This window comes from Rhizobium sp. WW22 (assembly GCF_047041135.1).
Taxonomy (GTDB): domain Bacteria; phylum Pseudomonadota; class Alphaproteobacteria; order Rhizobiales; family Rhizobiaceae; genus Rhizobium.
In genome coordinates, this window is the sequence record NZ_CP178198.1 from 40,443 (window position 1) to 63,223 (window position 22,781).

The 22,781-nt window shown below is 60.3% G+C and carries 23 protein-coding genes; 15 read left to right on the forward strand and 8 right to left on the reverse strand.

The annotated features are described in order from the left end of the window. The first annotated feature begins 30 nt into the window (after positions 1–30). The 9 genes from ACK83U_RS00200 (at position 31) to trmB (ending at position 9,500) form a co-directional block, all read left to right on the forward strand. Positions 31–828: a lysophospholipid acyltransferase family protein gene (locus ACK83U_RS00200; protein ID WP_112420112.1), complete on the forward strand. Its 798-nt coding sequence runs from the start codon at positions 31–33 to the stop codon at positions 826–828. A gap of 61 nt (positions 829–889) precedes the next feature. Next, positions 890–2,302 (forward strand): tRNA (N6-isopentenyl adenosine(37)-C2)-methylthiotransferase MiaB, encoded by a 1,413-nt coding sequence (gene miaB / locus ACK83U_RS00205; RefSeq protein ID WP_112609405.1) that lies wholly within the window; start codon positions 890–892, stop codon positions 2,300–2,302. Positions 2,303–2,332: 30 nt separating this feature from the next. Further along, complete coding sequence (locus ACK83U_RS00210; protein WP_015338632.1) at positions 2,333–3,385, forward strand: PhoH family protein; 1,053 nt, start codon at positions 2,333–2,335, stop codon at positions 3,383–3,385. Positions 3,386–3,403: 18 nt separating this feature from the next. Beyond that, a complete protein-coding gene (gene ybeY / locus ACK83U_RS00215) occupies positions 3,404–3,910 on the forward strand; it encodes an rRNA maturation RNase YbeY (RefSeq protein ID WP_112609407.1) in 507 nt (168 codons plus the stop codon). A 25-nt stretch (positions 3,911–3,935) separates the two neighbouring features. Continuing rightward, entirely contained in the window at positions 3,936–5,105 is a 1,170-nt protein-coding gene (locus ACK83U_RS00220; protein WP_112336669.1) for a hemolysin family protein, read from the forward strand. 78 nt (positions 5,106–5,183) lie between these two features. Beyond that, positions 5,184–6,785: an apolipoprotein N-acyltransferase gene (gene lnt, locus ACK83U_RS00225; RefSeq protein WP_112609409.1), complete on the forward strand. Its 1,602-nt coding sequence runs from the start codon at positions 5,184–5,186 to the stop codon at positions 6,783–6,785. 151 nt (positions 6,786–6,936) lie between these two features. Further along, positions 6,937–7,356 carry a helix-turn-helix domain-containing protein gene (locus ACK83U_RS00230; protein WP_041677790.1) on the forward strand — a complete coding sequence of 140 codons (420 nt, stop codon included), beginning with the start codon at positions 6,937–6,939 and terminating at the stop codon, positions 7,354–7,356. Between the two features lie 192 nt (positions 7,357–7,548). Further along, the gene (gene metK, locus ACK83U_RS00235) at positions 7,549–8,802 is read left to right on the forward strand and encodes a methionine adenosyltransferase (RefSeq protein ID WP_112336667.1); all 1,254 of its coding nucleotides are present in this window, start codon (positions 7,549–7,551) and stop codon (positions 8,800–8,802) included. Continuing rightward, positions 8,799–9,500 carry a tRNA (guanosine(46)-N7)-methyltransferase TrmB gene (gene trmB / locus ACK83U_RS00240; protein WP_112336666.1) on the forward strand — a complete coding sequence of 234 codons (702 nt, stop codon included), beginning with the start codon at positions 8,799–8,801 and terminating at the stop codon, positions 9,498–9,500. Before metK ends, trmB begins: the two co-directional genes overlap by 4 nt. A 159-nt stretch (positions 9,501–9,659) precedes the next feature. On the opposite strand, the gene ACK83U_RS00245 is transcribed toward trmB, so the two are convergent. Next, complete coding sequence (locus ACK83U_RS00245; protein WP_112336665.1) at positions 9,660–9,917, reverse strand: DUF1150 family protein; 258 nt, start codon at positions 9,915–9,917, stop codon at positions 9,660–9,662. A 158-nt stretch (positions 9,918–10,075) separates the two neighbouring features. Beyond that, positions 10,076–10,507: an Hsp20 family protein gene (locus ACK83U_RS00250; RefSeq protein ID WP_112336664.1), complete on the reverse strand. Its 432-nt coding sequence runs from the start codon at positions 10,505–10,507 to the stop codon at positions 10,076–10,078. A 231-nt stretch (positions 10,508–10,738) separates the two neighbouring features. Between ACK83U_RS00250 and ACK83U_RS00255 the strand changes: the two genes are divergently transcribed. Continuing rightward, positions 10,739–11,683, forward strand: a complete 945-nt coding sequence (locus tag ACK83U_RS00255; protein ID WP_112609411.1) for a nucleoside hydrolase — start codon at positions 10,739–10,741, stop codon at positions 11,681–11,683. A 69-nt stretch (positions 11,684–11,752) separates the two neighbouring features. Here ACK83U_RS00255 and ACK83U_RS00260 read toward each other — a convergent pair whose 3' ends face one another. The 3 genes from ACK83U_RS00260 to ACK83U_RS00270 form a co-directional block, all read right to left on the reverse strand. Next, complete coding sequence (locus tag ACK83U_RS00260) at positions 11,753–14,098, reverse strand: methyl-accepting chemotaxis protein (RefSeq protein ID WP_112609476.1); 2,346 nt, start codon at positions 14,096–14,098, stop codon at positions 11,753–11,755. A 194-nt stretch (positions 14,099–14,292) separates the two neighbouring features. After that, on the reverse strand, positions 14,293–15,192 hold the full coding sequence (locus ACK83U_RS00265) for a ribokinase (protein ID WP_112609413.1): 900 nt from the start codon (positions 15,190–15,192) through the stop codon (positions 14,293–14,295). A gap of 101 nt (positions 15,193–15,293) precedes the next feature. Continuing rightward, entirely contained in the window at positions 15,294–16,472 is a 1,179-nt protein-coding gene (locus tag ACK83U_RS00270; protein ID WP_112609415.1) for a DNA recombination protein RmuC, read from the reverse strand. A gap of 186 nt (positions 16,473–16,658) precedes the next feature. Here ACK83U_RS00270 and def point away from each other — a divergent pair, with 186 nt between their 5' ends. The 5 genes from def (at position 16,659) to truA (ending at position 19,762) form a co-directional block, all read left to right on the forward strand. After that, entirely contained in the window at positions 16,659–17,174 is a 516-nt protein-coding gene (def, locus tag ACK83U_RS00275; protein ID WP_112398457.1) for a peptide deformylase, read from the forward strand. A gap of 65 nt (positions 17,175–17,239) precedes the next feature. Beyond that, on the forward strand, positions 17,240–17,521 hold the full coding sequence (locus ACK83U_RS00280; RefSeq protein ID WP_112609417.1) for a hypothetical protein: 282 nt from the start codon (positions 17,240–17,242) through the stop codon (positions 17,519–17,521). Beyond that, positions 17,518–17,940 (forward strand): type II toxin-antitoxin system VapC family toxin, encoded by a 423-nt coding sequence (locus tag ACK83U_RS00285; protein ID WP_112609419.1) that lies wholly within the window; start codon positions 17,518–17,520, stop codon positions 17,938–17,940. Before ACK83U_RS00280 ends, ACK83U_RS00285 begins: the two co-directional genes overlap by 4 nt. Before the next feature lie 71 nt (positions 17,941–18,011). Then, positions 18,012–18,959, forward strand: coding sequence for a methionyl-tRNA formyltransferase (fmt, locus tag ACK83U_RS00290; protein WP_112609421.1), 948 nt, complete (start codon positions 18,012–18,014; stop codon positions 18,957–18,959). Beyond that, complete coding sequence (truA, locus tag ACK83U_RS00295; protein WP_112609422.1) at positions 18,959–19,762, forward strand: tRNA pseudouridine(38-40) synthase TruA; 804 nt, start codon at positions 18,959–18,961, stop codon at positions 19,760–19,762. The genes fmt and truA overlap by 1 nt, the downstream gene beginning before the upstream one ends. A gap of 16 nt (positions 19,763–19,778) precedes the next feature. Here the strand turns inward: truA and ACK83U_RS00300 are convergent, their stop codons facing one another. The 3 genes from ACK83U_RS00300 to dapD all read right to left on the reverse strand — a co-directional run bounded on the left by ACK83U_RS00300 (position 19,779) and on the right by dapD (position 22,574). Then, positions 19,779–20,378, reverse strand: a complete 600-nt coding sequence (locus ACK83U_RS00300; protein ID WP_112609424.1) for a hypothetical protein — start codon at positions 20,376–20,378, stop codon at positions 19,779–19,781. Continuing rightward, positions 20,365–21,558, reverse strand: coding sequence for a succinyl-diaminopimelate desuccinylase (gene dapE, locus ACK83U_RS00305; RefSeq protein ID WP_112609426.1), 1,194 nt, complete (start codon positions 21,556–21,558; stop codon positions 20,365–20,367). The genes ACK83U_RS00300 and dapE overlap by 14 nt, the downstream gene beginning before the upstream one ends. A 158-nt stretch (positions 21,559–21,716) precedes the next feature. Next, positions 21,717–22,574, reverse strand: coding sequence for a 2,3,4,5-tetrahydropyridine-2,6-dicarboxylate N-succinyltransferase (gene dapD / locus ACK83U_RS00310; protein WP_112336652.1), 858 nt, complete (start codon positions 22,572–22,574; stop codon positions 21,717–21,719). Positions 22,575–22,781: the final 207 nt, after the last annotated feature.

Sequence of the window (22,781 nt, forward strand, 5' to 3'; positions counted from 1 at the left end):
CGTGAAGGCTTTCATGCAGGAGCGCGCGATTTGATGACCTGGCTGCGCATCGGCTGTGCCGCCGTGGTCATTGGCGTCGTCAGCGCGGTGATGCTGCCGCTGCAGATCCTCTGCCTGCGCTTTGACTGGAAGCTTCGGCGCTATCTGCCGCGCTACTGGCATCGCATCGTCTGCTATTGGCTTGGTGTGCGCATCCACGTGGTCGGCAAGATGGAGACGAGCCGGCCTCTGATGCTGGCGTCCAACCACTCGTCCTGGCTCGATATTCTCGTGTTGTCGGCGGTTGCTGACGTCTCCTTCATCGCCAAGTCCGAAGTGCGGGACTGGCCGATCTTCGGACTTTTCGCACAATGGCAGAAGAGTGTCTTCGTCGAGCGCGAGCAGAAGCGCAAGACCGGCGAGCAGGTGAATGAGATCGCCGACCGCATGGCAGACGGCGAAATCATGGTACTGTTTCCCGAGGGGACGACCTCGGACGGCAATCGGCTGCTCGAAGTCAAATCCTCGCTGTTCGGTGCTGCCGCTGCCGCCCTGCCGAAGACGCCGGATGCCGTCGTGCATGTCCAGCCGGTCGCGGTCGCCTATACCCGCGTCCATGGAACGCCGATGGGCCGCTACTATCGCCCGCTGACGGCGTGGCCCGGTGATATCGAGCTTGTGCCGCACCTGAAGGGCATCATCCAGTGCGGTGCCATCGATGTCGACGTCTGTTTCGGCGAGGCGGTGGATTATCGCGCCGGCACCAATCGCAAGGAAGTCAGTGCCACTATCGCCAAGCGGATCCGCAATATGCTTGCCAGCCGCCTGCTCGGGCGCGAGATCGCCTGATTTCCAGGTGATTCCAACTTTTCCATTTTCTCCGAAGGCAAAAGCCACTACATAGCGGCCCATGACAAAGGACAGCCTGACCCTCGACGCCCCGGCGACCGACACTCTGCAGCTCGGCCCCCGCGACGGCTCCAACAGCCGCAAGGTTTTCATCAAGACCTACGGCTGCCAGATGAACGTCTATGATTCCACGCGGATGAGCGATGCGCTTGCCCGTGACGGCTACGAGCCGACCGAGGACATGGAAGAGGCCGATCTCGTCCTTTTGAATACCTGCCATATCCGTGAGAAGGCGGCCGAAAAGGTCTATTCCGCGCTTGGCCGCCTGCGCGAAATGAAGAAGCGCAAAGCCGCCGACGGCCGCGAGATGATGATTGGCGTTACCGGCTGCGTTGCTCAGGCCGAGGGCGAGGAAATCCTGCGTCGCGCGCCTGCCGTCGATGTCGTCATCGGTCCGCAGACCTATCATCGCCTGCCGGATGCGCTTCGCCGCGCCAAGGAGGGCCAGCGCGTCGTCGACACGGAATATGCGATCGAGGACAAGTTCGAACACCTGCCGATCGCAGAGAAGGCGAAGATCCGTGCCCGCGGCGTCACTGCCTTCCTGACGGTGCAGGAAGGCTGCGACAAGTTCTGCACCTTCTGTGTCGTGCCCTATACGCGCGGCTCCGAAGTCTCCCGCCCGGTCTCCCAGATCGTCGAGGAGGCCGAGAAGCTGGTGGATGGCGGCGTTCGCGAGATCACGCTGCTCGGCCAGAACGTCAATGCATGGCACGGCATCGGCCCGAAGGGCGAAGCCTGGAGCCTCGGCGATCTCCTCTATCGCCTCGCTCAAATCCCCGGTCTCGCGCGCCTACGCTACACGACCAGCCACCCGCGCGACATGGATGATCGCCTGATCGGTGCCCATCGCGACCTGCGGACGCTGATGCCCTATCTGCATCTTCCGGTTCAGGCCGGCTCGGATCGCATCCTGAAGGCAATGAACCGACGGCATACGGCGGCTGAATACCTGACGCTTATCGAGAAGATCCGTACTGCACGCCCGGATATCGCCCTTTCTGGTGACTTTATCGTCGGCTTCCCGGGGGAGACAGACCAGGATTTTGAGGATACACTGAAGCTTATCGAGGAGGTGAATTATGCACAGGCCTTCTCGTTCAAATATTCGACGCGGCCGGGCACGCCCGGTGCGGAGCTGAAGGATCAGGTGCCCGAAGAGGTCAAGACCGAGCGGCTGGAGCGATTGCAGGCGTTGCTCCTGCGGCAGCAGCATGCGTTTGCGGAGGCTTGCGTCGGCAAAACAGTGGATATCCTTCTGGAAAAGCCGGGCCGGATGCCGGGCCAGTTGATTGGACGCTCCCCTTGGCTGCAATCTGTGAATGTTGATGCAAAAGCATCGCAAATCGGTGACATTATAAACGTACGAATCACCGGAACCAGCACCAACAGCCTTTTCGCTGAATTGCTCTAGGTTCCGGACGGACCAAAGGAGCCGCACCGCTTGAACGGACAGGAATTGGTTTCTTCTTCATCGCGCCAGCCCCGCATCGCGAGCGACGCCAATCACTTCACCCTGACGTTCGAAAACAATCGGTTCGCCAGCGAACTTTTCGGGCAGTTCGACCAGAATCTGAAGCTTCTGGAGGAGCGCCTCGGCATAGATGCGCGCGCTCGCGGCAATTCCGTCGTCATAACAGGCGATGTGCTGGCCACCAATCAGGCGCGCCGCACGCTCGATTACCTCTATGACAAGCTGCAAAAAGGCGGCAATGTAGAGCGTTCCGATGTGGAAGGGGCAATCCGCATGGCGGTTGCCGCCGACGATCAATTGACGCTGCCGACCATGGAGAGAAAAGCCAAGTTGACGATGGCGCAGATTTCGACGCGCAAGAAGACGATCATTGCGCGCACGCCGACGCAGGATGCCTATATGCGGGCACTGGAGCGTTCCGAGCTCGTCCTCGGCGTCGGCCCTGCCGGTACCGGCAAGACCTATCTCGCCGTCGCGCATGCTGCCCAGCTCCTGGAGCGCGGTGCGGTGGAAAAGATCATCCTGTCGCGCCCGGCCGTCGAAGCCGGCGAGCGCCTCGGCTTCCTGCCCGGCGACATGAAGGAAAAGGTCGATCCCTATCTACGCCCGCTCTACGACGCGCTTTACGACATGATGCCCGGCGACAAGGTCGAACGTGCCATAACGGCAGGCGTCATCGAGATTGCGCCGCTCGCCTTCATGCGTGGCCGCACGCTTGCCAATGCCGCCGTCATCCTCGATGAGGCGCAGAACACGACATCCATGCAGATGAAAATGTTCCTGACACGTCTCGGCGAAAATTCGCGGATGATCGTGACAGGCGATCCGAGCCAGATCGACTTGCCGCGCGGCGTGAAGTCCGGCCTGGTGGAGGCGCTCGAGCTGCTGAATGGCGTCGAGGGCATCACCATCGTCCGCTTCAAGGATACGGACGTCGTCCGCCATCCGCTGGTGGCGCGCATCGTCCGGGCCTATGATTCAACCTATGCCGCAAAGGCCGAGGAGAGCGATCCGCAGATCTGATCTGCGGCCCGAAAGCTCATGGCCGAACTCGACATACAGATCAGCGTGGAGGAGGGCGATTGGCCCTCCGAAGAAATATTGCAGTCGCTTGCCGAGCGTGTGCTGGGTGAAGCTGCAAATTATCTCAAGAAAAACGAGAAGCAGCCATTTCCAAAAATGGCGCCCGAATTGTCGCTGGTTTTCACCGACGATGCCTCGATCCGCGAGATCAATGCGGAATGGCGCTCTCAGGACAAGGCGACGAACGTTCTTTCCTTTCCAGCTTTTCCGCTTGAACCCGGTGGCACGCCCGGCCCCATGCTGGGCGATATCATCATCGCCAGGGAAACGGTGGAGCGTGAGGCGGTGGAGCTCGAAAAGAGTTTTGACGACCATCTCACGCATTTGATGGTGCATGGTTTCTTGCATCTCTTCGGCTACGACCATATGAATAATAGCGAAGCCGAAAGAATGGAGGGGCTGGAGACTCGCATTTTGGCTAGTCTTGGCCTATCTGATCCCTATGCGGGACAAGACCCCATTTGATCTGAACCCTGTCTGACCAGGAACAATGAGCGACTTTACGACGAGATCGGCCCCCGAGGCCAAAGACGGAGCCGATGCGGCCTCCTCCGACGAGGTAGGCAGTAGTAGCAACGGCAAGCGATCCCACTCTTCCTTTTGGGCACGTGCCGCGCGCATTCTGCGCCCGGCACAGGATTCCGCCCGGTTGCGCGAGGACCTTGCCGACGCGCTGATGACCAACGCGGCCGGCGACGATGCCTTCTCCGCCGACGAGCGGGCGATGCTGCACAATATCCTGCGCTTCCGCGAGGTGCGCGTCGAGGATGTCATGGTGCCGCGCGCCGATATCGAGGCCGTGGACCAGAATATCACCATCGGCGAGCTGATGATCCTCTTCGAGGAAAGTGGCCGTTCACGCATGCCCGTCTATGCCGATACGCTGGATGATCCGCGTGGCATGGTGCATATCCGCGACCTGCTGTCCTATGTTGCCAAGCAGGCTCGCAACAAGCGCCGCAGTGGCAGTGCTAAGACGGCGGCCGCCGCAACAGCAGCACCAGCGGCCGAAAAGCCGGTGCGGTCCGCCAAGCCAAATTTCGATCTTTCGCGCGTCGATCTGCAGAAGACGCTGGCTGAGGCCGGCATCATCCGCAAGATCCTCTTCGTGCCGCCCTCGATGCTCGCCTCCGACCTGCTGCGCCGCATGCAGGTCAACCGCACGCAGATGGCCCTCGTCATCGACGAATATGGCGGCACGGACGGTCTGGCCTCGCATGAGGACATCGTCGAGATGGTCGTTGGCGATATCGACGACGAGCATGATGATGAAGAAGTCATGTTCAAGCGCGTCTCCGAGGACGTCTTCGTTGCCGACGCCCGTGTCGAGCTGGAGGAGATCGCCGCTGCGATCGGTCCTGATTTCGATATCGCCGAGCAGGTGGACGAGGTGGATACGCTTGGTGGTCTGATCTTCTCCGCGCTCGGACGCATTCCCGTGCGCGGTGAGGTGGTGCAGGCGCTTCCGGGCTTCGAGTTTCATATTCTCGATGCCGATCCGCGCCGCATCAAGCGGGTACGGATCACGCGCAAGCGTCATGCCGTCCGGCGTCGTCCAGCAAAGCTCGAGGGCGAAGCGGGAACGTCTGAACGCGGCTTGCTGGCACACGAAGCGATCGCCGAGGAAATGCCAACCGAACGCAATGCCGCCAGCCAATAAATGGCGCTTCAGCGGGACAAATCGCTGCTTTTTTGAAAGACTGCCGCCAGTTGATTCGCGATTGGACGGAGCTGGCGCATGGAATGGCTTTCGGGCAAGGTGATCCTCGTCTGGGGTTTGAAACGTGCGTTGCTTGCAATCCTTGCTGGAGCCATCGGGGTGCTGGCGCTGCCGCCCTTCGGCTTCTTCGCGGCGATGTTCATTTCTTTCACGCTGCTGGTCTGGCTGCTGGATGGCGTTGCCGCCGGCCCGGATAGCGGTCTGCTCGGGCGTCTGTGGCCGGCTTTCTTCACCGGTTGGCTGTTCGGCTTCGGTTATTTTGTCGCCGGCCTCTGGTGGCTCGGCCACGCGCTGCTGATCGATGCCGACGAGTTCGCCTGGGCCTTGCCGCTCGCGATCCTCGGTCTTCCCGCCTTCCTGGCGGTCTTCTACGGTGTCGCGACCATGCTTGCCCGTGTCCTGTGGTCCGATGGCATGGGACGCATCGCCGCGCTTGCCTTCAGCTTCGGCATTCTCGAATGGCTGCGCAGCTTTCTTTTCACCGGCTTTCCCTGGAATGCCATTGGCTATGGCGCCATGCCCATTCCGCTGATGATGCAGTCGGCGCATGTGATCGGGGTGCTCGGGGTCACCGTGCTTGCCGTCTTCGTCTTCGCGGCACCGGCATTGCTCGGCACGCGCCAGGGCCGGGTGCCGGGGCTCGGGCTTGCCGTTCTCATCGTTTCAGCCCATTTCGGCTATGGCTATTATGCACTGAGCCAGCCGGAGGCGCCATTGGCAGGTGTGAAGACGGCGCCTGTCGTGCGCATCGTCCAACCCTCCATCGACCAGGAAACCAAGATGGACACCGCCGCCGATCGCGCCGCCATCTTCGACAGGCACCTGGCACTTTCCGTGCAGCCGCCTGCCAATGGCGGCAAGCGGCCTGACATCATCGTCTGGCCGGAAACGGCCGTGCCCTTCATCCTCACCGACAATCGCGACGCGCTCGCCCGCATCGCCGATCAGCTCGATGACGACCAGATCCTGATTACCGGCGCCGTCCGCATCGAAGATATGGGACCCGGCGTCGATCCGCGCTATTACAACTCCATTTACGTCATCGATGGGCGAGGTCAGATCATCGGGGCCTCCGACAAGACCCATCTGGTTCCTTTCGGAGAATACGTCCCCTTCGAACATATCCTCGGCTATCTCGGCATCGAAAATGTCATCGAACTGCCGGGAGGGTTTTCAGCGGCCGCCAAACGGGAATTGCTGAGCATGCCGGATGGTCTGAAATTCTATCCACTGATCTGTTACGAGATCATTTTTCCGAACGAGATGACCCCGGAGATCAGGCAGGCCAACGCCATCCTTAACGTTACGAACGACGGCTGGTTTGGCGATACGCCAGGCCCATACCAGCATTTCCTGCAGGCAAGAGTGAGAGCGGTGGAGCAGGGATTACCGCTGATTCGGAGCGCCAATACTGGTATTTCAGCATTTGTTGATGCACACGGACGTCTGCTTTCTGGTATCGATTATAACCAGCAAGGCTTTATTGATGCTACTCTGGGTGGCGCAACCGTTTCGCGCATCGACGATAAGGCCAGAAAAACATACTTTTGGTTGATCATCGCTGCAGCCGGTATGATCGCTGCGATTTCGCGCATGGGTTTTATTTTTAGGGTGAATTGACCAAAAAACCCTAAAATTGCATAGTGCTAGACATCCGCCTTTTGAACGTAGACTGGAGGCCTTGGGGGCATCGGCTGCAACGTAGCGTTATAGGGGTGGAGAAGGGTACCGGGTGGCAGGTCCTGAATTCAACCTATGTTAGGGTAAAATGATGATAGAGAATAAAAAGAAGCCGAACCCCATCGACATTCATGTCGGTAGCCGCATACGCCTCCGCCGCACGATGCTTGGTATGAGCCAGGAGAAGCTCGGCGAAAGCCTCGGAATTACGTTTCAGCAGATTCAGAAATACGAAAAAGGCACCAATCGCGTCGGCGCCAGCCGCCTCCAGAACATCTCCAGCATCCTCAATGTCCCGGTCTCCTTCTTTTTCGAGGACGCGCCGGGTGAGCACGCAGCCGGTGCCGGCGGCATGGCCGAAGCATCCAGTTCCAACTACGTCGTCGACTTTCTGTCCTCTTCCGAAGGATTGCAGCTTAACCGCGCCTTCGTGAAGATTTCCGATGGCAAGGTCCGACGCAAGGTTGTCGAATTGGTCAAGGCGCTCGCGGCCGAGGCTGACGCTGAGTAAGTAGTCCTTCGAAAGCAAGCGAAGATCGAGAAAGTCGGGAGGCGGCCGTTTTGGCCGCCTTTTCCCTATTTAAGGCAAAATTTTATCACTTTGGCGGGGATATAAAGATATATTTATGTCCTTGTGCGACTTGTTTTTCACGCCGGAGACGAATATCAAAAGCAGAGATTTGTTCTTTGAGGGGAATCCCGTATGCGCGCGAATTATCTGTTTACGAGTGAGTCTGTTGCCGAAGGTCACCCGGATAAAGTTTGTGACCGCATTTCCGATGAAATCGTCGATCTGGTTTACCGCGAGGCCACAAAGACCGGCGTGAACCCTTGGAGCGTGCGCATTGCGTGTGAGACCCTTGCCACCACCAACCGCGTCGTCATCGCCGGTGAGGTTCGTCTTCCGCCGAGCCTGATGAAGAAGGACAAGGACGGCAACGACGTCATCAATCCTTCGAAGTTCAAGGCCGCCGCCCGCCGCGCCATCAAGGATATCGGCTACGAGCAGGACGGCTTCCACTGGAAGAAGGCCCGCATCGATGTGCTTCTGCACTCGCAGTCCGCCGATATCGCCCAGGGCGTCGACAATGCCGCCGACCAGCAGGGTGACGAAGGTGCCGGCGACCAAGGCATCATGTTCGGCTACGCCTGCAAGGAAACGCCCGACCTCATGCCGGCGCCGATCTACTATTCCCACAAGATCCTGCAGCTGCTCGCAACCGCCCGCAAGAAGGGCGATGGCGAAGTCGCCAAGCTCGGGCCTGACGCCAAGAGCCAGGTGACGGTTCGCTATGTCGACGGCAAGCCCTCCGAAGTGGCCTCGATCGTGCTGTCGACCCAGCATCTCGACGACAGCTGGGATTCGAAGAAGGTACGCGCCGTCGTCGAGCCCTATATCCGCGAAGCGCTCGGCGACCTGAAGATTGCCTCCGACTGCAAGTGGTACATCAACCCCACGGGCAAGTTCGTCATCGGCGGTCCGGATGGTGATGCCGGCCTCACCGGCCGCAAGATCATCGTCGATACCTACGGCGGCGCTGCCCCGCATGGCGGCGGTGCTTTCTCGGGCAAGGACACGACCAAGGTCGACCGTTCCGCTGCCTATGCTGCGCGCTACCTCGCAAAGAACGTCGTTGCCGCCGGTCTTGCCGATCGCTGCACGATCCAGCTCTCCTACGCGATCGGCGTTGCCCAGCCGCTGTCGATCTATGTCGACCTGCACGGCACGGGCAAGGACGTCACCGAGGATCAGGTCGAAGCGGCCATCCGCAAGAACATGGACCTTTCGCCCACCGGCATTCGCCGTCACCTCGACCTCAACAAGCCGATCTACGCCAAGACCTCGGCTTACGGTCACTTCGGCCGCAAGGCCGGTCGCGACGGCTCCTTCTCCTGGGAGCGTACGGACCTGGTGAAGGCTCTCAAGGAAGCCGTAAAGCTCCGGGAAGCCGCATGATCGATACCGAGCGCCGGTCGCGGGCGACGGAAGCATTCTTCGGCCGCCGCAAGGGTAAAGCCTTGCGCGGCCAGCAGGCCGAAAAGCTGGAAGTATTGCTGCCGCAGTTCATCCTCGATCTTTCCGCGCCGGCGCCGCAGCCGCTGAACGATCTCTTCCCGGTGCCGACCGAGCGTCTGCGCCTGGAGATCGGTTTCGGCGGTGGAGAGCATTTGATCCACCGGGCGCTGGAGCAGCCGAAGACCGGCTTCATCGGGGTAGAACCTTTCGTCAATTCGATGCAGAAGCTGCTTGCGAGCGTCGACGACGCTGGCGCGCGCAACATCCGTGTCTACAATGACGACGCGACGCAGGTGCTGGATTGGTTGCCTGATGCCTGCCTGGACCAGATCGATCTGCTCTATCCCGATCCCTGGCCGAAGAAGAAGCATTGGAAGCGCCGCTTCGTTTCGCAGGTGAACCTTTCCCGCTTCCATCGCGTCCTGAAGCCCGGGGCGCTCTTCTGCTTTGCCTCCGACATTGACACCTACGTCAATTGGACGCTGCAGCATTGCCAGGCGCATGGTGGCTTCGAATGGACTGCGCAGAATGCTGCGGACTGGCTGACGCCCTATGAGGGCTGGCCGAGCACGCGCTACGAGGCCAAGGCCCGCCGCGAAGGGCGCTCGTCGGCCTATCTGACCTTCAAGAGGGTCTGATCGCTCCAATTGCGGGCGAGAATCTCAAATTGAAATATTCGCATCATCCCGTGAGGACCGCCGTTTTGGGTGGTCTGGATCATGCGCGCATTGCCAGGTGGGGCCGGTTCGATGCGGTCCTTGCGGGCGATGACGTTCACCGCCAGACGACGCTCAAGGTCAGTGCAGGCTGACCGTCTTCAATTCGTCTTCGGCAGCACGATAGAAGGTGCTGGATCGATTGTCCGTAAGCAGGATCGGCGTACCGTCGGCGCCGAAAAGCGCCCACAGATCGACATCCGGATCGATATCCGGCGCTTCCGGGAAGCAGCGGGATACTTCGGACCAATCCATTTTTCTGATATAAGCGACCTCGCCGGTGCCGATATTGGCAAGTTCGGATGGGGTCAGGCGGGCGTTAGCTTCTTTCAACAACATGCTCGTACCTCCAGTATGAGGAACCAACGGCTCCAGAGCATGATGACCAAAAGTGTGAGCGGCTTTCGGGTGACGTCGTGCTCTAGTTCTTTGATTCTAGAGCCGATTCGGATTTCAGGTTGATTCGGCCTGAAATCATCCGGCTCTAGGCCGTTGTTCTACTGTGAGACCGAAATGTTAATTTTCTTTACCACGCGGTTCGGTTCCGGCCGAATGAGATCGACGGAGAGCAGCCCGTTCTTCAGTGTGGCGCCGAGCACCTGCATGCCGTCGGCAAGGACAAAAACACGCTGGAACTGCCGGGCTGCGATGCCCCGGTAGAGATAGTCTCGCTCGCCCTGTTCCGTCTGGCGTCCGCGGATCAGCAGCTGGTTCTCTTCCGTGGTGACGTCAAGCTCGTCTTCGGAAAAACCGGCGACCGCCAGCGTGATGCGCAGACGTTCTGGCTCGCCCGACAGGCGATCCGCGCGCATCCGTTCGATATTGTAGGGAGGGTAACCGTCGCTGACCTTGGAAATTCGCTCAAGCGTCTTTTCCATAGTGTCGAAGCCCAGAAGCAGCGGGCTGGCAAAGGGAGTCGTCCGGCTCATCGTCTCAAAGTCCTTGGGTGTCAAGCGACCGTTCCGGACCTGATCTTCAGCACCCGGTTGTCCCTAATATGGGAGTACGCGCCTGCGAGTGCAAGCCATGAGGTCTTCGCATTTGCGAGATCGAAATCCATGGTGAAAAATGGTTTTGTGACATGGCGAGCGAGCGCTTGACAAAGCCGGACCGGACCCGCGACAAAGCCTGTCGATCTGTACCGGAGGAAAGTTGAAGACATGACCGAACCTAGAAAAATCATCATCGATACCGACCCCGGTCAGGACGATGCCGCGGCGATCTTCCTCGCCTTCGGCAGCCGTCAGGAGATCGACGTGCTTGGCATCACCACCGTCGCCGGCAACGTGCCGCTGCGGTTGACGAGTCGTAATGCCCGCATCGTCTGTGAGCTCTGCGATCGTCGCGACGTCAAGGTGTTTGCCGGCGCTGATGCACCGCTCAAGCGCAAGCTGGTCACTGCCGAACATGTGCATGGCAAGACCGGCCTTGATGGTCCGGAACTTTCCGAGCCGACGATGGAACTGCAGCCGGGCCACGCCGTCGATTTCATCATCGATACGCTGCGTAAGGAACCGGAAGGCGCCGTGACCCTCTGCACGCTCGGCCCGCTGACCAATATCGCAACGGCGTTTCAGAAGGCGCCTGACATCATTGGTCGCGTGCGCGAGCTTGTGATGATGGGCGGCGGCTTTTTCGAGGGCGGCAACATCACGCCGGCCGCCGAGTTCAACATCTATGTCGATCCGGAGGCGGCAGACGTGGTGTTCCGTTCGGGCGTTCCCATCGTCATGATGCCGCTCGACGTCACCCACAAGCTGCTGACGCGCCGGGATCGCGTCGAGCGCATCGCCGCAGTCGGCACGCCGCCGGCCAAGGCCATGGTCGAAATGCTGCAGTTCTTCGAGCGTTTCGATATCGAGAAATATGGTTCGGACGGCGGTCCGCTGCATGATCCGACTGTTATCGCCTACCTTCTGAAGCCCGAGCTCTTCAAGGGCCGCGAATGCAACGTGGAAATCGAAGTGACGTCAGAACTGACGGTCGGCATGACCGTCGTCGACTGGTGGCACGTCACCGACCGCGAGCGCAACGCCAAGGTCATGCGCGATGTCGATGCCGACGGCTTCTTCGCGCTACTGACGGAACGCTTCGCCCGCATCTGATTAGGCTCCATCAGAAAGGCCGCCGGATCGCTCCGGCGGCCTTTTGATTTCACCCCCAGCGGGATTAGCTCAGAATTCCTCCCAATCGTCCTGGGCAAGCGCCGTGGCACCCTGTGTCTGCGGAACTGCTCTGCGTGCCGGTGCGCTAACGGGTGCTGCCGGCCGACGCGGGGCTACCGGAGCCCGCATCTGCTGGGCGGTCGCCCGCAATGCGCTGGCATTCTCCTGGGCGGCACGTGCGGTGCGGAAGCGCGCAACGAGTGTGCGAAGTGACTGGGCTTCTTCGGCAAGGGCAACGCTCGAAGCTGTGGTTTCCTCTACCATCGCGGCATTCTGCTGGGTTACTTGATCCATCTGGTTCATGGCCGAGTTGATTTCCTTCAGACCGATCGCCTGCTCGCTGGCGGAAGCGGAGATCTGGCGGATCAAGCCGTTGATCTCCATAACCTGCTGGGCGATCTTGTGCAGGGCATCGCCCGTGCGGCCGACCAGATCGACGCCTTCCTTGACCTGTCCGGCCGAGGCATTGATCAAAGTCTTGATCTCCTTTGCGGCATTGGCCGAGCGCTGAGCCAGCTCGCGCACTTCCTGTGCGACAACGGCGAAGCCCTTGCCCGCGTCGCCCGCACGCGCCGCTTCGACACCGGCATTGAGCGCGAGAAGATTGGTCTGGAAAGCGATCTCGTCGATGACGCCGATGATGCGCGACACTTCCTGCGACGATTGCTCGATGCCGTGCATGGAGGAAATGGCCTTTTGCACGATCTCGCCGGAATGCTCGGCATCCTGAGACGCCGCATTTACGCTGCTTGCCGCCGTGCGTGCGTTTTCGGCGCTGGAGTTGACCTGCGCGGTCAGCTCGTTAAGGGCTGCCGCCGTCTCTTCGAGGCTGGCCGCCTGCTGTTCGGTGCGGCGAGCGAGATCCGAGGCGCTGTTGCTGATTTCGCCGGTGCCGCTGCCGATATTGCCGACGCTGACATTGACGGTATGAACCGTCTCCTCAAGGCTCGCCAGCGCAGCATTGAAGTCCTGCTTGAGCTGGGCATATTCGCCGGGGAAATCGTCCGTGATCCGCTGTGTGAGGTTGCCCTTGGAGAGCTCGGCGAGGTTATGGCCGAGAATGCTGACGATGTGGCGCTGGAGGGTCACGCTCTCGTTGCGTTCGCTCTCCGAGCGGCGGCGTTCACCTTCGGCAGCCAGGCGCTGGTCGTTGGCTTCACCTTCGAGGCGCTTGGTGTCGGCAAGCGCAAAGCGGAACCCTTCCAGTGCCTTGGCGACTGAACCAACTTCGTCTGCACCCGCCTGGCCGGCGACCGGTTCGGCATAATTGCCGGTGCTGAGGCGATTGACGCTTGCGACGAGACCGGCGAGCGGCTTCTGCACGAAACCGCGCACAGCGACGTAGAGGGCGAGCATGACGGCGGCAAGCACGAGAATGCCGGCAACGATCATCATATAGGTCTGATCGCGTACCGGTGCTGCGATTGCGCTATGCGGCACGTCGATGAGAACGACCCAGGTGGCGTTGAGGCCGGGAACGGCGAAAGGGTAGACGACGCGGTCGAATGCTTCGCCGCCATTTTCAGAAAGGTTCTTGAGGACGCTTGAAGAAGAGGTGGTCAGTGCCGCCTTGATCACATCAGCGCCGGAACCGTTATAGTCCTTCATCAGCAGGTCGACGCTCGGTGCCACCAGCCACTTGTTGTCCTGGGAAACCAGCAGCACGCGGCCGGTGCCGAAAGGCTGCATCTTCTGCAGCTTCGTCGAAAGCGAGCCGAGAGAAATGTCGACGCCTGCGACACCGATCAGTTTGCCGCCCGATATGACGGGATAGGCGATCGAGCTCATGGTCGTGGGAACGTCCGTGCCCTGTGCGAGATAGGGCGGCGTGATCGCGCCCTTGCCGCTGTCGGCGGCAAGCTTCCACCAGGCGGCGCTGTAATCATTGTCGAAGGTCGAGAACTGGATGCCGCCATCCTTGGTCTTCGACCAATAGGGCGTGAAGGCGCCCTTGTCGTTGACGGCCTGATCCTTGTTGTTGGCAAGTTCGGTCGTCTTGCCATCCAGCGCGCCGAGCTGCTCACAGAACCAGCTGCCGAAGGCAAAGGCATTCTGCTCGACATTTGCCTTGAGGATATTGATCATGCCCTTGCGGTCGAAGGTATGACCCTCGTGGCCGCGGCCGATGATGGCGGCCATGGAGCGGGCGGCACTCGCCAGTTCGCCGACATTTGCGGCGATCTCGTTGGAAATGGACTTGGCCTCGGTATTCGCCTGATCCATCGTCAGCGTCTCGACGCGATCGCGGGTCTGGGAAATCAGCAGAAAATTGGAAACCAGCAGAACGAGTGCGATCGCCAGCCCGGTGACCAAGATGAGCTTGGCCGCAAGCGACTTCATGCGAAAGATGAACATCATTTCCTCGAAAAAGCGATGCGTCGGATACACATTATCCGAATGCAAGGTCGGCGCAGGATGGCCCTGTCATGGAGCCGCCGTTAAGATTCCTGCCGCAACCGGAAGGCTATGAGCGCCAGGCCAGAGGAGAATGATATGGAAGCGCAAAAATTTAATTAATTGCGCTTCCCGATGCGTGGGGAATTTTAGCTTTAAAGCTTTTCGGCGACTTCACTGGCAACCGGAATGGACGGCTGTGCGCCAGGCTTCAAGCAGGCGAGCGAACCGGCGACGGCAGCCCGACGCAGGCTGGCGTGGAAATCCAGGCCTTGATCGAGGCTGGCTGCAAAATAACCGCAGAAGGTATCGCCGGCGCCGACGGTGTCGACCGGCTCGATCACGAGACCCTTGGCGCGCGCGAGCTCGCCGTCGCGAATGGCGATGACACCATCGCCGCCAAGCGTGACGATCAGCGTCTGGCCGGTTTCACCATGTAGGCGAACCAGGGCTGCCTCGCGCTCGGAAGCCGACATGTTGTCCTGGCCGGCCAGTCTCTCGAATTCGGTTTCGTTTGCGATGACAATATCGGCAAGGCGGCCGAGGCGGGCAGCTTCCGGGATCAGCGGCGCCAGATTGAGCACGGTGCGCACGCCCTTTGCCTTCGCGGCGTTCAGCGCCGTCTCGACGGCCGCGACCGGAATTTCGAGCTGAAGCATCAGCGTATCGCCGGCCCTCAGAGCAGCGACGGCGGCCTCTGCGTGTTCGGCGGTGTTCGTACCATTGGCACCCGGCACAACGGCGATCATGTTCTCGCCGTCACCCCCCACGAGGATGAGAGCCGTGCCCGTCGCTTCGGATACCCGCCGGACGGTGGAAAGATCGGTCCCTGCCGTATCGAGCAAGGCAAGCGCAGGCTCCGCGAAGGCATCATTGCCGACCGCCCCGCTGAGGCGGACCGTTGCGCCGGCGCGGCGTGCGGCCAGCGCCTGGTTGGCGCCCTTGCCGCCGGCGGCCGTGGAGAAGCCGTTGCCGGCAACCGTTTCGCCCGGCTTCGGCAAACGATCCGTGGTGGCGATGAGGTCCATATTGATGGAGCCAAAAATAGTGATCATGCAATGTCCTGCCCTGGGTGTTGCGCCTGCATGATCCTGCCAGAAGGCTGCCTTTGTCTTTTCGGATCATGCATCGAGTGGGCGCGACACTGCCGAAGCGATCAGTCTTCGTCAACTACCCTAAGCTTGAGTTGGCTTGTGCGGTTGTCGACAGGTTTGGGCCGTTCTTCCGTGCGCGCCTTGGCAGGCTCTTTCGCTGCCTCGAATTCCAGCGCTTCTATCCGCTCGCCGCGCCTCGCCAGCTTGTCGGCCGAGGTGACGATCATGTCGACATCCTTCTGCGCCATGGCGAAATGCCCCTGCAGCTTGCGCACCCGCTCGTCGAGGCGTGACAGGTCGTCCATCAGATGAGCCACTTCGCTCTGGATGACATGAGCCTGCTCGCGCATCCGCTGATCCTTCAGGACAGCTTGGATGACCTGGATCGACAGCATCAGCAACGATGGTGAGACGATGACGATGCGCGCGCGCTGGGCCTTCTGCACGATCGCCTCGAAATTCTCGTGGATCTCGGCAAAGATCGACTCGGACGGCACGAAGAGAAAGGCCGTATCCTGCGTCTCACCGGGGATCAGATATTTTTCCGAGATATCGCGGATATGCAGCTCCATATCCCTCCGGAACTGCTGTGCGGCGATCTTGCCATGTTCGGGGCTGGCAGCGCTACGGATGGCGTTCCACGCCTCCAACGGAAACTTCGCGTCGATCACAAGCGGCGGCGAGCCGTTCGGCATGCGCACGGTACAGTCCGGTCGCGAACCGTTGGATAGCGTTGCCTGGAACGCATAGGCACCCATCGGCAACCCGTCGGCGATGATGGTTTCCATGCGCGCCTGTCCGAAGGCGCCGCGCGTCTGCTTGTTGGAAAGAATGGCCTGCAGGCCGACGACATCCTTGGCCAGCGTCTGGATATTGGTCTGGGCGGCATCGATGACGGCGAGCCGTTCCTGCAGGCGGCGCAGGTTTTCATGCGTCGAGCGCGTCTGCTCGCCGATCGTTGCCGTCACCCGCTGCGACATGCCGTCGAGACGTTGGCCGATGGCCTGATTGAGCTCCGCCTGTCTGGAGCCGAAGACTTCCGCCATGGTGGCAAGCCGCCCCTGCAGCTCAGCCTGCGACCGCAACAATGCTGCCATCGTCTGCTCGGCGTCGAGTGCGTCGTCTTCCGCCCGTGCTTTGCTGCGGACGAAAAGGACGATGACTGCGATCGTAAGCAGGATAACGAGGCCGGTCAGAACCTGGACCGTGGAAATGGCTTGGCCGAAGATGATGAAGGACATGAAACCTGGCGCGCTGGTGAAGTTCTTATGGGCACCATAGCAAAACCATCGCGAATATCCAGATCAAAACGTGAACATAATTTCTGGGTCATTTGCGCTGATCCGGATGACCATCGTTGAAAAAACACTGTCTCACCGCCATCTTGGCGATTCCATCGCACAACAAGATGCGTTATGGGAAACGTCATGACGATCAAGCCACTCATCATTTTGCCCGATCCGCTGCTCCGCCAGGCTTCCAAGCCCATCGAGCAGATCGATACCGAAATTCAGCGCCTCGCCGACGACATGCTGGAAACCATGTATGACGCGCCGGGCATTGGCCTTGCTGCGATCCAGATCGGCGTTCCCCGCCGCATGCTCGTCATCGACGTCGCGCGCGAGGGCGAAGAGAAAACGCCACTGGTCTTCATCAATCCGGAGATCGTCGCGTCTTCGGATGAACGTTCGGTCTATGAGGAAGGCTGCCTCTCCATTCCGGATTATTATGCAGAGGTGGAGCGCCCGGCGCGCGTCACTGTCAAGCATCTGGACCGCAACGGCAAGGAGCAGCTCACCGAGGCCGACGGCCTGCTTGCGACCTGCGTGCAGCACGAGATCGACCATCTGAACGGCGTGCTCTTCATCGACTATATCTCGCGCTTGAAGCGGGAGATGGTGATCAAGAAGTTCACCAAGGCCGCCAAGGCCAAGGCTCTTTGATCTCCAGCCGTTGAAAGATCGGCCTAAAAGCCCTATGATATCATTGATATCAAATGGAGGCGCGAATGGCTGATATATTGGTCAGAGACATGTCCGAAAGCTTGAAGCGAGAGCTTAGCGACGAGGCGAAGCGCTCTGGTCACAGTCTCTCGGAGGAAATTAAGATTCAGGTTCGAAAGGGCCTCAATGCTACGCGATCGGAGAATGCTGCCAAGGCTGGCTCGACGCTCTGCCAGCTGCGTTCTGCGTTCGTCGGCCTTGCATTGAGCGACGAAGAACATCGCGACTTCATGTCTGCCACAGATGAGGCCCGCCGTAGAGAGGCGGAGCGCCGTAGCTCTGAATGATTGTTCTCGATACGAACGTGGTTTCGGAAATCACAAAGGCGAATTTATCTCCAAACGTCGGTGAATGGTTTGAGCGGCAGGAGATGGAGACCCTGTATCTCTGCTCTCCCGTTCTAATGGAGCTGTCCTATGGCGCAGAAAAGGTGCTGCTGGGGGATCGATCAAAACGATTTTTCGAAGGCCTCGACTCTCTCATGGGACATCACTTTATGGGGCGTATCTTGCAACTGGATCAAGACAGCGCGCTGTTAACGGGCCGCATTCGCGCCCGTCGCGAGCGCTCGGGACATCAGATTTCCGTACAGGACGCCATGATCGCCGCCATCTGCCTTGCGAATGGTGCGACATTGGCGACGCGCAATACAAAAGACTTCGAGGGGCTTGATCTCAGGCTCGTAAACCCGTTTGAAGGCGGCTAGCATTGGACCCAATGGCATGCGCCGCGGCCGCCGGGTCATTCTAAATCTGATATCTTCGCCGGATGGATCACATGTCGCTCAACATCATCTTTATGGGAACGCCCGAATTCTCCGTGCCGACATTGCGGTCCCTGATCGATGCCGGCCACAAGATTCGTGCCGTTTATACGCAGCCGCCGCGTCCCGGCGGGCGGCGAGGGCTCGACCTGCAGAAATCGCCGGTGCATCAGGCGGCCGAGTTGCTCGGCCTGCCGGTTTTCACGCCGATTAATTTCAAGGACCCCGAGGAGCGCCAGCGCTTTCGCGATCTGGATGCCGATGTTGCCGTCGTCGTGGCCTATGGCCTGTTGTTGCCGGAAGCGATTCTCACCGGGACACGTCTCGGCTGCTACAACGGTCATGCCTCCCTGCTGCCGCGCTGGCGCGGGGCTGCTCCTATCCAGCGGGCGATCATGGCCGGCGACAAAAAAACCGGCATGATGGTGATGAAGATGGACAAGGGGCTGGATACCGGCCCGGTCGCTTTGACACGTGAAGTCGAAATCGGCGACACCATGACAGCGGGCGAGTTGCATGACAGGCTGATGCTTGTCGGCGCAAAAGCCATGGCCGAGGCGATGAACAATTTGGAACATGACGAGTTGCCGTTGACCGCGCAGCCGTCCGAAGGCGTTCTTTATGCCGCCAAAATCGATAAGGGTGAAACCCGTATCGATTTCGGCAAGCCCGCAGCCGATGTCCATAATCATATTCGCGGCCTGTCGCCCTTTCCCGGCGCCTGGTTCGAGGCCGAAATTGCTGGCCGCCCTGAGCGTATCAAGGTGCTGGGTTCGGAATTGGCAGAAGGCAACGGAGCTTCCGGTCAGATCCTGACAGATGATCTCGTCATTGCCTGCGCCTCCAGCGCCATCAGGCTGACGAAGCTGCAGAAGGCCGGCGGCAAGCCCTTGGCGGCAGCCGACTTCCTGCGTGGCACGCCGATCGCGCCGGGCACCGTGCTCGCCTCGGAGCAAGCCTGATGCCGCGTTACAAGATGACCGTCGAATACGACGGCATTCCCTATGTCGGCTGGCAGCGTCAGGACAACGGCCCCTCCGTGCAGGGCGCAATCGAAGGCGCCATCCTGTCCTTGACCGGCGAGACCGTTTCGATCCGCGGTGCAGGGCGTACCGATTCCGGCGTGCATGCCATGGGGCAGGTCATGCATGCAGATCTCTCGAAGGAATGGAAGGTCTATACGCTGCGCAATGCGCTCAATGCCCATCTGAGGCTTGCCGGTAACCGTATTGCCATTCTCGATATCGTCGAGGTCGACCAAAGCTTCGACGCGCGCTTTTCTGCCATCCGCCGCCACTATCTCTATCGCATCATCGCCCGCCGTGCGCCTCTGGCTTTGGAAGCCGGGCGCGCCTGGTGGGTGCCGAAGGATATGGATCACGAGGTCATGCATGCCGCGGCCCAGACCCTTGTGGGGCGGCATGATTTCACCACCTTTCGCTCGGCGCATTGCCAGGCAAACAGTCCGGTGCGCACGCTCGACCGGCTGGATGTGACGCGCAGCGGCGAGCTCATCGAAATCCGTGCCACGGCGCAAAGCTTCCTGCACAATCAGATCCGTTCTTTCGCCGGCACGCTGAAGCTTGCGGGTGAGGGTAAATGGACGCCCGACGATGTGCGCGCTGCGCTCGAGGCAAAGGATCGCAAGGCCTGCGGCCCTGTCGCCCCACCGGATGGGCTATATTTCATGCATGTGGATTATCGCGATGGCGCCGGTTTGCCTGGCGAGGGCGAAAATGCCGATGATGGCGAGGATCTGTCGTAGTCCCTCTGCGATTGCCTCAAACAGGCGGATAGACGCCGAGGAAGCGTTGCAGAAAATCCGTCAGCAGCATGGTCGGGATCAGCAGCACCAGCGTCAGTGTGCCGATAAAGAGCGGATGCGTGCCGCAGATCATTCGAAGCATGCGTGCCAGCGAAAAGATGATCGTCCCCATCAGGACAAGCCACAGCAGCGCCGCCAATCCACTGGAGCCAGGCACGAAGGCGATTAGGGCGATAAGCAGCGCATTGAGATAGGATGTCGGCACCCCAAGCCAGTTCACCACCACGACGATCGGCGTGAACTTGTCACCGACACGGAAAAACAGCAGCAATACGCCGGCAAGAACCAGCGGGATCAGCCAATTCGCCGCCTCGACCAGCGCCAGCCTTAGGAAAAAGGCGAGGCCCGTCGATGTTTCGGGCGGCATGGCACGCAGATAGGCCTGCTGCCACCACAGCCAGGAAATGCCGATCGAGGGGAGGCTCCAGAAAATCGCCCAGAAGGAGCGCAGCATGCCGCGGTCTGAAATATCCAGATACTGGAATCCGCGCGCATCCATCCGGATCAGCAGCCACAGGCCGGACAGGTAATACTGGACTTCCTTAAAGCTCGGCATTCTCGAACCAGCGCTGGATGAAGGTCTGGTAGATCCCGGTCAGCGTTTCGAGATCCGAGAGCGCCACACGCTCGTCGACCATATGCATGGTCTGGCCGACAAGCCCGAATTCCACGACGGGGCAGTAGTCCTTGATGAAGCGGGCATCCGACGTGCCGCCGGTGGTCGACATCGCCGGCCTTTGACCGGTGATGTTTTCGATGGCGGAGGAGAGCGAGGCGATCAGCGCGTTGTTGCGCGTCAGGAAGACCTGGCTCGGACGCTCCGACCAGACGATGTCGTATTTCGCCGGCGGACGTCCGGGCCGCAGCGTCTGGTCGGCGGCGGCGGCATTCAGGCGCGCCAGGATTTCGGCCTTCAGCGTATCGGCCGTCCAGGTGTCGTTGAAGCGGATGTTGAAGGCAGCGGTTGCCTTGGCGGGAATGACGTTGGTCGCGGTATTGCCGACGTCGATCGTCGTCACTTCGAGGTTCGACGGCTGGAAATTGTCCGTGCCGGCGTCAAAGGGCGGATCGAGCAGCGCTTCCGTCAGTTTGATGATGCTGCGCACTGGGTTGTCGGCAAGGTGTGGATAGGCGGCGTGGCCTTGAACCCCGTGGACGGTGATGGTGCCGGAGACCGAGCCGCGGCGGCCGATCTTGATCATGTCGCCGAGCCGGTCGGGGTTGGTTGGTTCGCCGACGAGCGATGCGTCCCATGTCTCGCCGCGCTCGGCCGCCCATTGCAGCAGCTTTACCGTGCCGTTGATCGCCGGTCCCTCTTCGTCGCCGGTAATCAGGAAGGAGATCGAGCCGGCGGGCTTGCCATGCTTCTCGATATGACGCGCAACCGCTGCCACGAAGCAGGCAATGCCGCCTTTCATGTCGACCGCGCCACGGCCAAAGAGTTCGCCATCGGCGATTTCGGCGGCAAAGGGCGGATGGCTCCAGGAAGCGGCATCGCCGACCGGCACGACATCCGTATGGCCGGCAAACATCAGATGCGGCCCGTCCGTGCCGAGCCGCGCATAGAGGTTTTCGATATCGGGCGTTCCCGGCTCGCTTGCCGTCATGCGCTCGATCCTGAAGCCGAGTGGCTGCAACATGTCGGCAAGCGCTGTCAGTGCGCCGCCCTCGGCAGGCGTGACGGAAGCGCAACGGATCAGGGTCTGCAGGTTCGTGATGGGATTCGTAACGGTCATCGGAGGCAACTTATCCGGCGGGAAATGGCAAAGCGATGGCAAAGGGTCGGTGACGACTCGAAAATCTTTGCCGCGATTCCAGCAATCGCACAGGCATGCTCACCCGGCAAGCATGAGGGAAGCGCGATATGGCGACCGCGCTTCCAAAATCTTGCAGATCAGTCGCGCAGCAGCTCGTTGATGCCGGTCTTTGAACGGGTCTTTTCGTCGACTCGCTTGACGATGACCGCGCAATAGAGGCTTGGAGCCGGCTGGCCGTTCGCCATGGTGTTGCCGCTCGGCAGCGCGCCGGCGACGACGACCGAGTAAGGCGGCACTTCGCCATAGGTGATCTCGCCGGTGGCGCGATCGACGATCTTGGTGGACTTGCCGATGAAGACGCCCATGCCGAGTACGGAACCTTCGCGGACGATGCAGCCTTCGACGACTTCGGAGCGGGCGCCGATGAAGCAATTGTCTTCGATGATGGTCGGGCCGGCCTGCATCGGCTCCAGCACGCCGCCGATGCCGACGCCGCCGGAAAGATGCACATGCTTGCCGATCTGGGCGCACGAGCCGACTGTCGCCCAGGTGTCGACCATGGTGCCTTCGCCCACATAGGCGCCGAGATTGACGAAGGACGGCATCAGGATGGCGTTGGGGGCGATATAGGCGGAATGACGCACGACGGCGTTCGGCACGGCGCGGAAGCCGGCTTCGCGGAAGCGGTTTTCACCCCAGCCTTCGAACTTCGAGGGAACCTTGTCCCACCAGGTGGCGCCGCCGGAGCCGCCTTCGACGATCTTCATGTCGTTCAGGCGGAAGGAGAGCAGAACCGCTTTCTTGAGCCACTGGTTGACGGTCCAGTTGCCGTCGGCACCACGTTCGGCCACGCGAACCTTGCCGCTATCGAGGAGATTGAGCGCCGTCTCGACGGCGTCGCGGACTTCGCCGCGCGTCGACGTGTTCACATTGTCGCGATTGTCGAAGGCAGCCTCGATGGACTTTTCGAGGGAAGCGAGGTCGTTAGCGCTCATGGGAATTCCTTACAACGTCAGGGCCTATCGTGATTTCCGGATAAGGGTCCGGAAGCGGTCGATTGGTCCTATAGCATGGATGCCGAAAATGGAATGTCTTTTCCGCGCCGATTGAGCTTGGATTCAAGGCGTTGTAGGGGCATATGCAAGAGCTTGGCTATTTCCGTTCTCGGACGGAAAACGGGCCGTCATGATCGATTTGAAAGG

Coding starts and splice junctions, on each gene's coding strand:
- ACK83U_RS00280 (WP_112609417.1), top strand. CDS start 17,240: ATGGCTGATATATTGGTCAGAGACATGTCCGAAAGCTTGAAGCGAGAG.
- ACK83U_RS00300 (WP_112609424.1), bottom strand. CDS start 20,378: ATGCCGAGCTTTAAGGAAGTCCAGTATTACCTGTCCGGCCTGTGGCTG.
- ACK83U_RS00220 (WP_112336669.1), top strand. CDS start 3,936: ATGAGCGACTTTACGACGAGATCGGCCCCCGAGGCCAAAGACGGAGCC.
- lnt (WP_112609409.1), top strand. CDS start 5,184: ATGGAATGGCTTTCGGGCAAGGTGATCCTCGTCTGGGGTTTGAAACGT.
- ACK83U_RS00270 (WP_112609415.1), bottom strand. CDS start 16,472: ATGTCCTTCATCATCTTCGGCCAAGCCATTTCCACGGTCCAGGTTCTG.
- dapE (WP_112609426.1), bottom strand. CDS start 21,558: ATGACCGTTACGAATCCCATCACGAACCTGCAGACCCTGATCCGTTGC.
- trmB (WP_112336666.1), top strand. CDS start 8,799: ATGATCGATACCGAGCGCCGGTCGCGGGCGACGGAAGCATTCTTCGGC.
- ACK83U_RS00285 (WP_112609419.1), top strand. CDS start 17,518: ATGATTGTTCTCGATACGAACGTGGTTTCGGAAATCACAAAGGCGAAT.
- ybeY (WP_112609407.1), top strand. CDS start 3,404: ATGGCCGAACTCGACATACAGATCAGCGTGGAGGAGGGCGATTGGCCC.
- ACK83U_RS00255 (WP_112609411.1), top strand. CDS start 10,739: ATGACCGAACCTAGAAAAATCATCATCGATACCGACCCCGGTCAGGAC.
- ACK83U_RS00260 (WP_112609476.1), bottom strand. CDS start 14,098: ATGTTCATCTTTCGCATGAAGTCGCTTGCGGCCAAGCTCATCTTGGTC.
- metK (WP_112336667.1), top strand. CDS start 7,549: ATGCGCGCGAATTATCTGTTTACGAGTGAGTCTGTTGCCGAAGGTCAC.
- ACK83U_RS00230 (WP_041677790.1), top strand. CDS start 6,937: ATGATAGAGAATAAAAAGAAGCCGAACCCCATCGACATTCATGTCGGT.
- def (WP_112398457.1), top strand. CDS start 16,659: ATGACGATCAAGCCACTCATCATTTTGCCCGATCCGCTGCTCCGCCAG.
- ACK83U_RS00245 (WP_112336665.1), bottom strand. CDS start 9,917: ATGTTGTTGAAAGAAGCTAACGCCCGCCTGACCCCATCCGAACTTGCC.
- dapD (WP_112336652.1), bottom strand. CDS start 22,574: ATGAGCGCTAACGACCTCGCTTCCCTCGAAAAGTCCATCGAGGCTGCC.
- ACK83U_RS00265 (WP_112609413.1), bottom strand. CDS start 15,192: ATGATCACTATTTTTGGCTCCATCAATATGGACCTCATCGCCACCACG.
- ACK83U_RS00250 (WP_112336664.1), bottom strand. CDS start 10,507: ATGAGCCGGACGACTCCCTTTGCCAGCCCGCTGCTTCTGGGCTTCGAC.
- miaB (WP_112609405.1), top strand. CDS start 890: ATGACAAAGGACAGCCTGACCCTCGACGCCCCGGCGACCGACACTCTG.
- fmt (WP_112609421.1), top strand. CDS start 18,012: ATGTCGCTCAACATCATCTTTATGGGAACGCCCGAATTCTCCGTGCCG.
- truA (WP_112609422.1), top strand. CDS start 18,959: ATGCCGCGTTACAAGATGACCGTCGAATACGACGGCATTCCCTATGTC.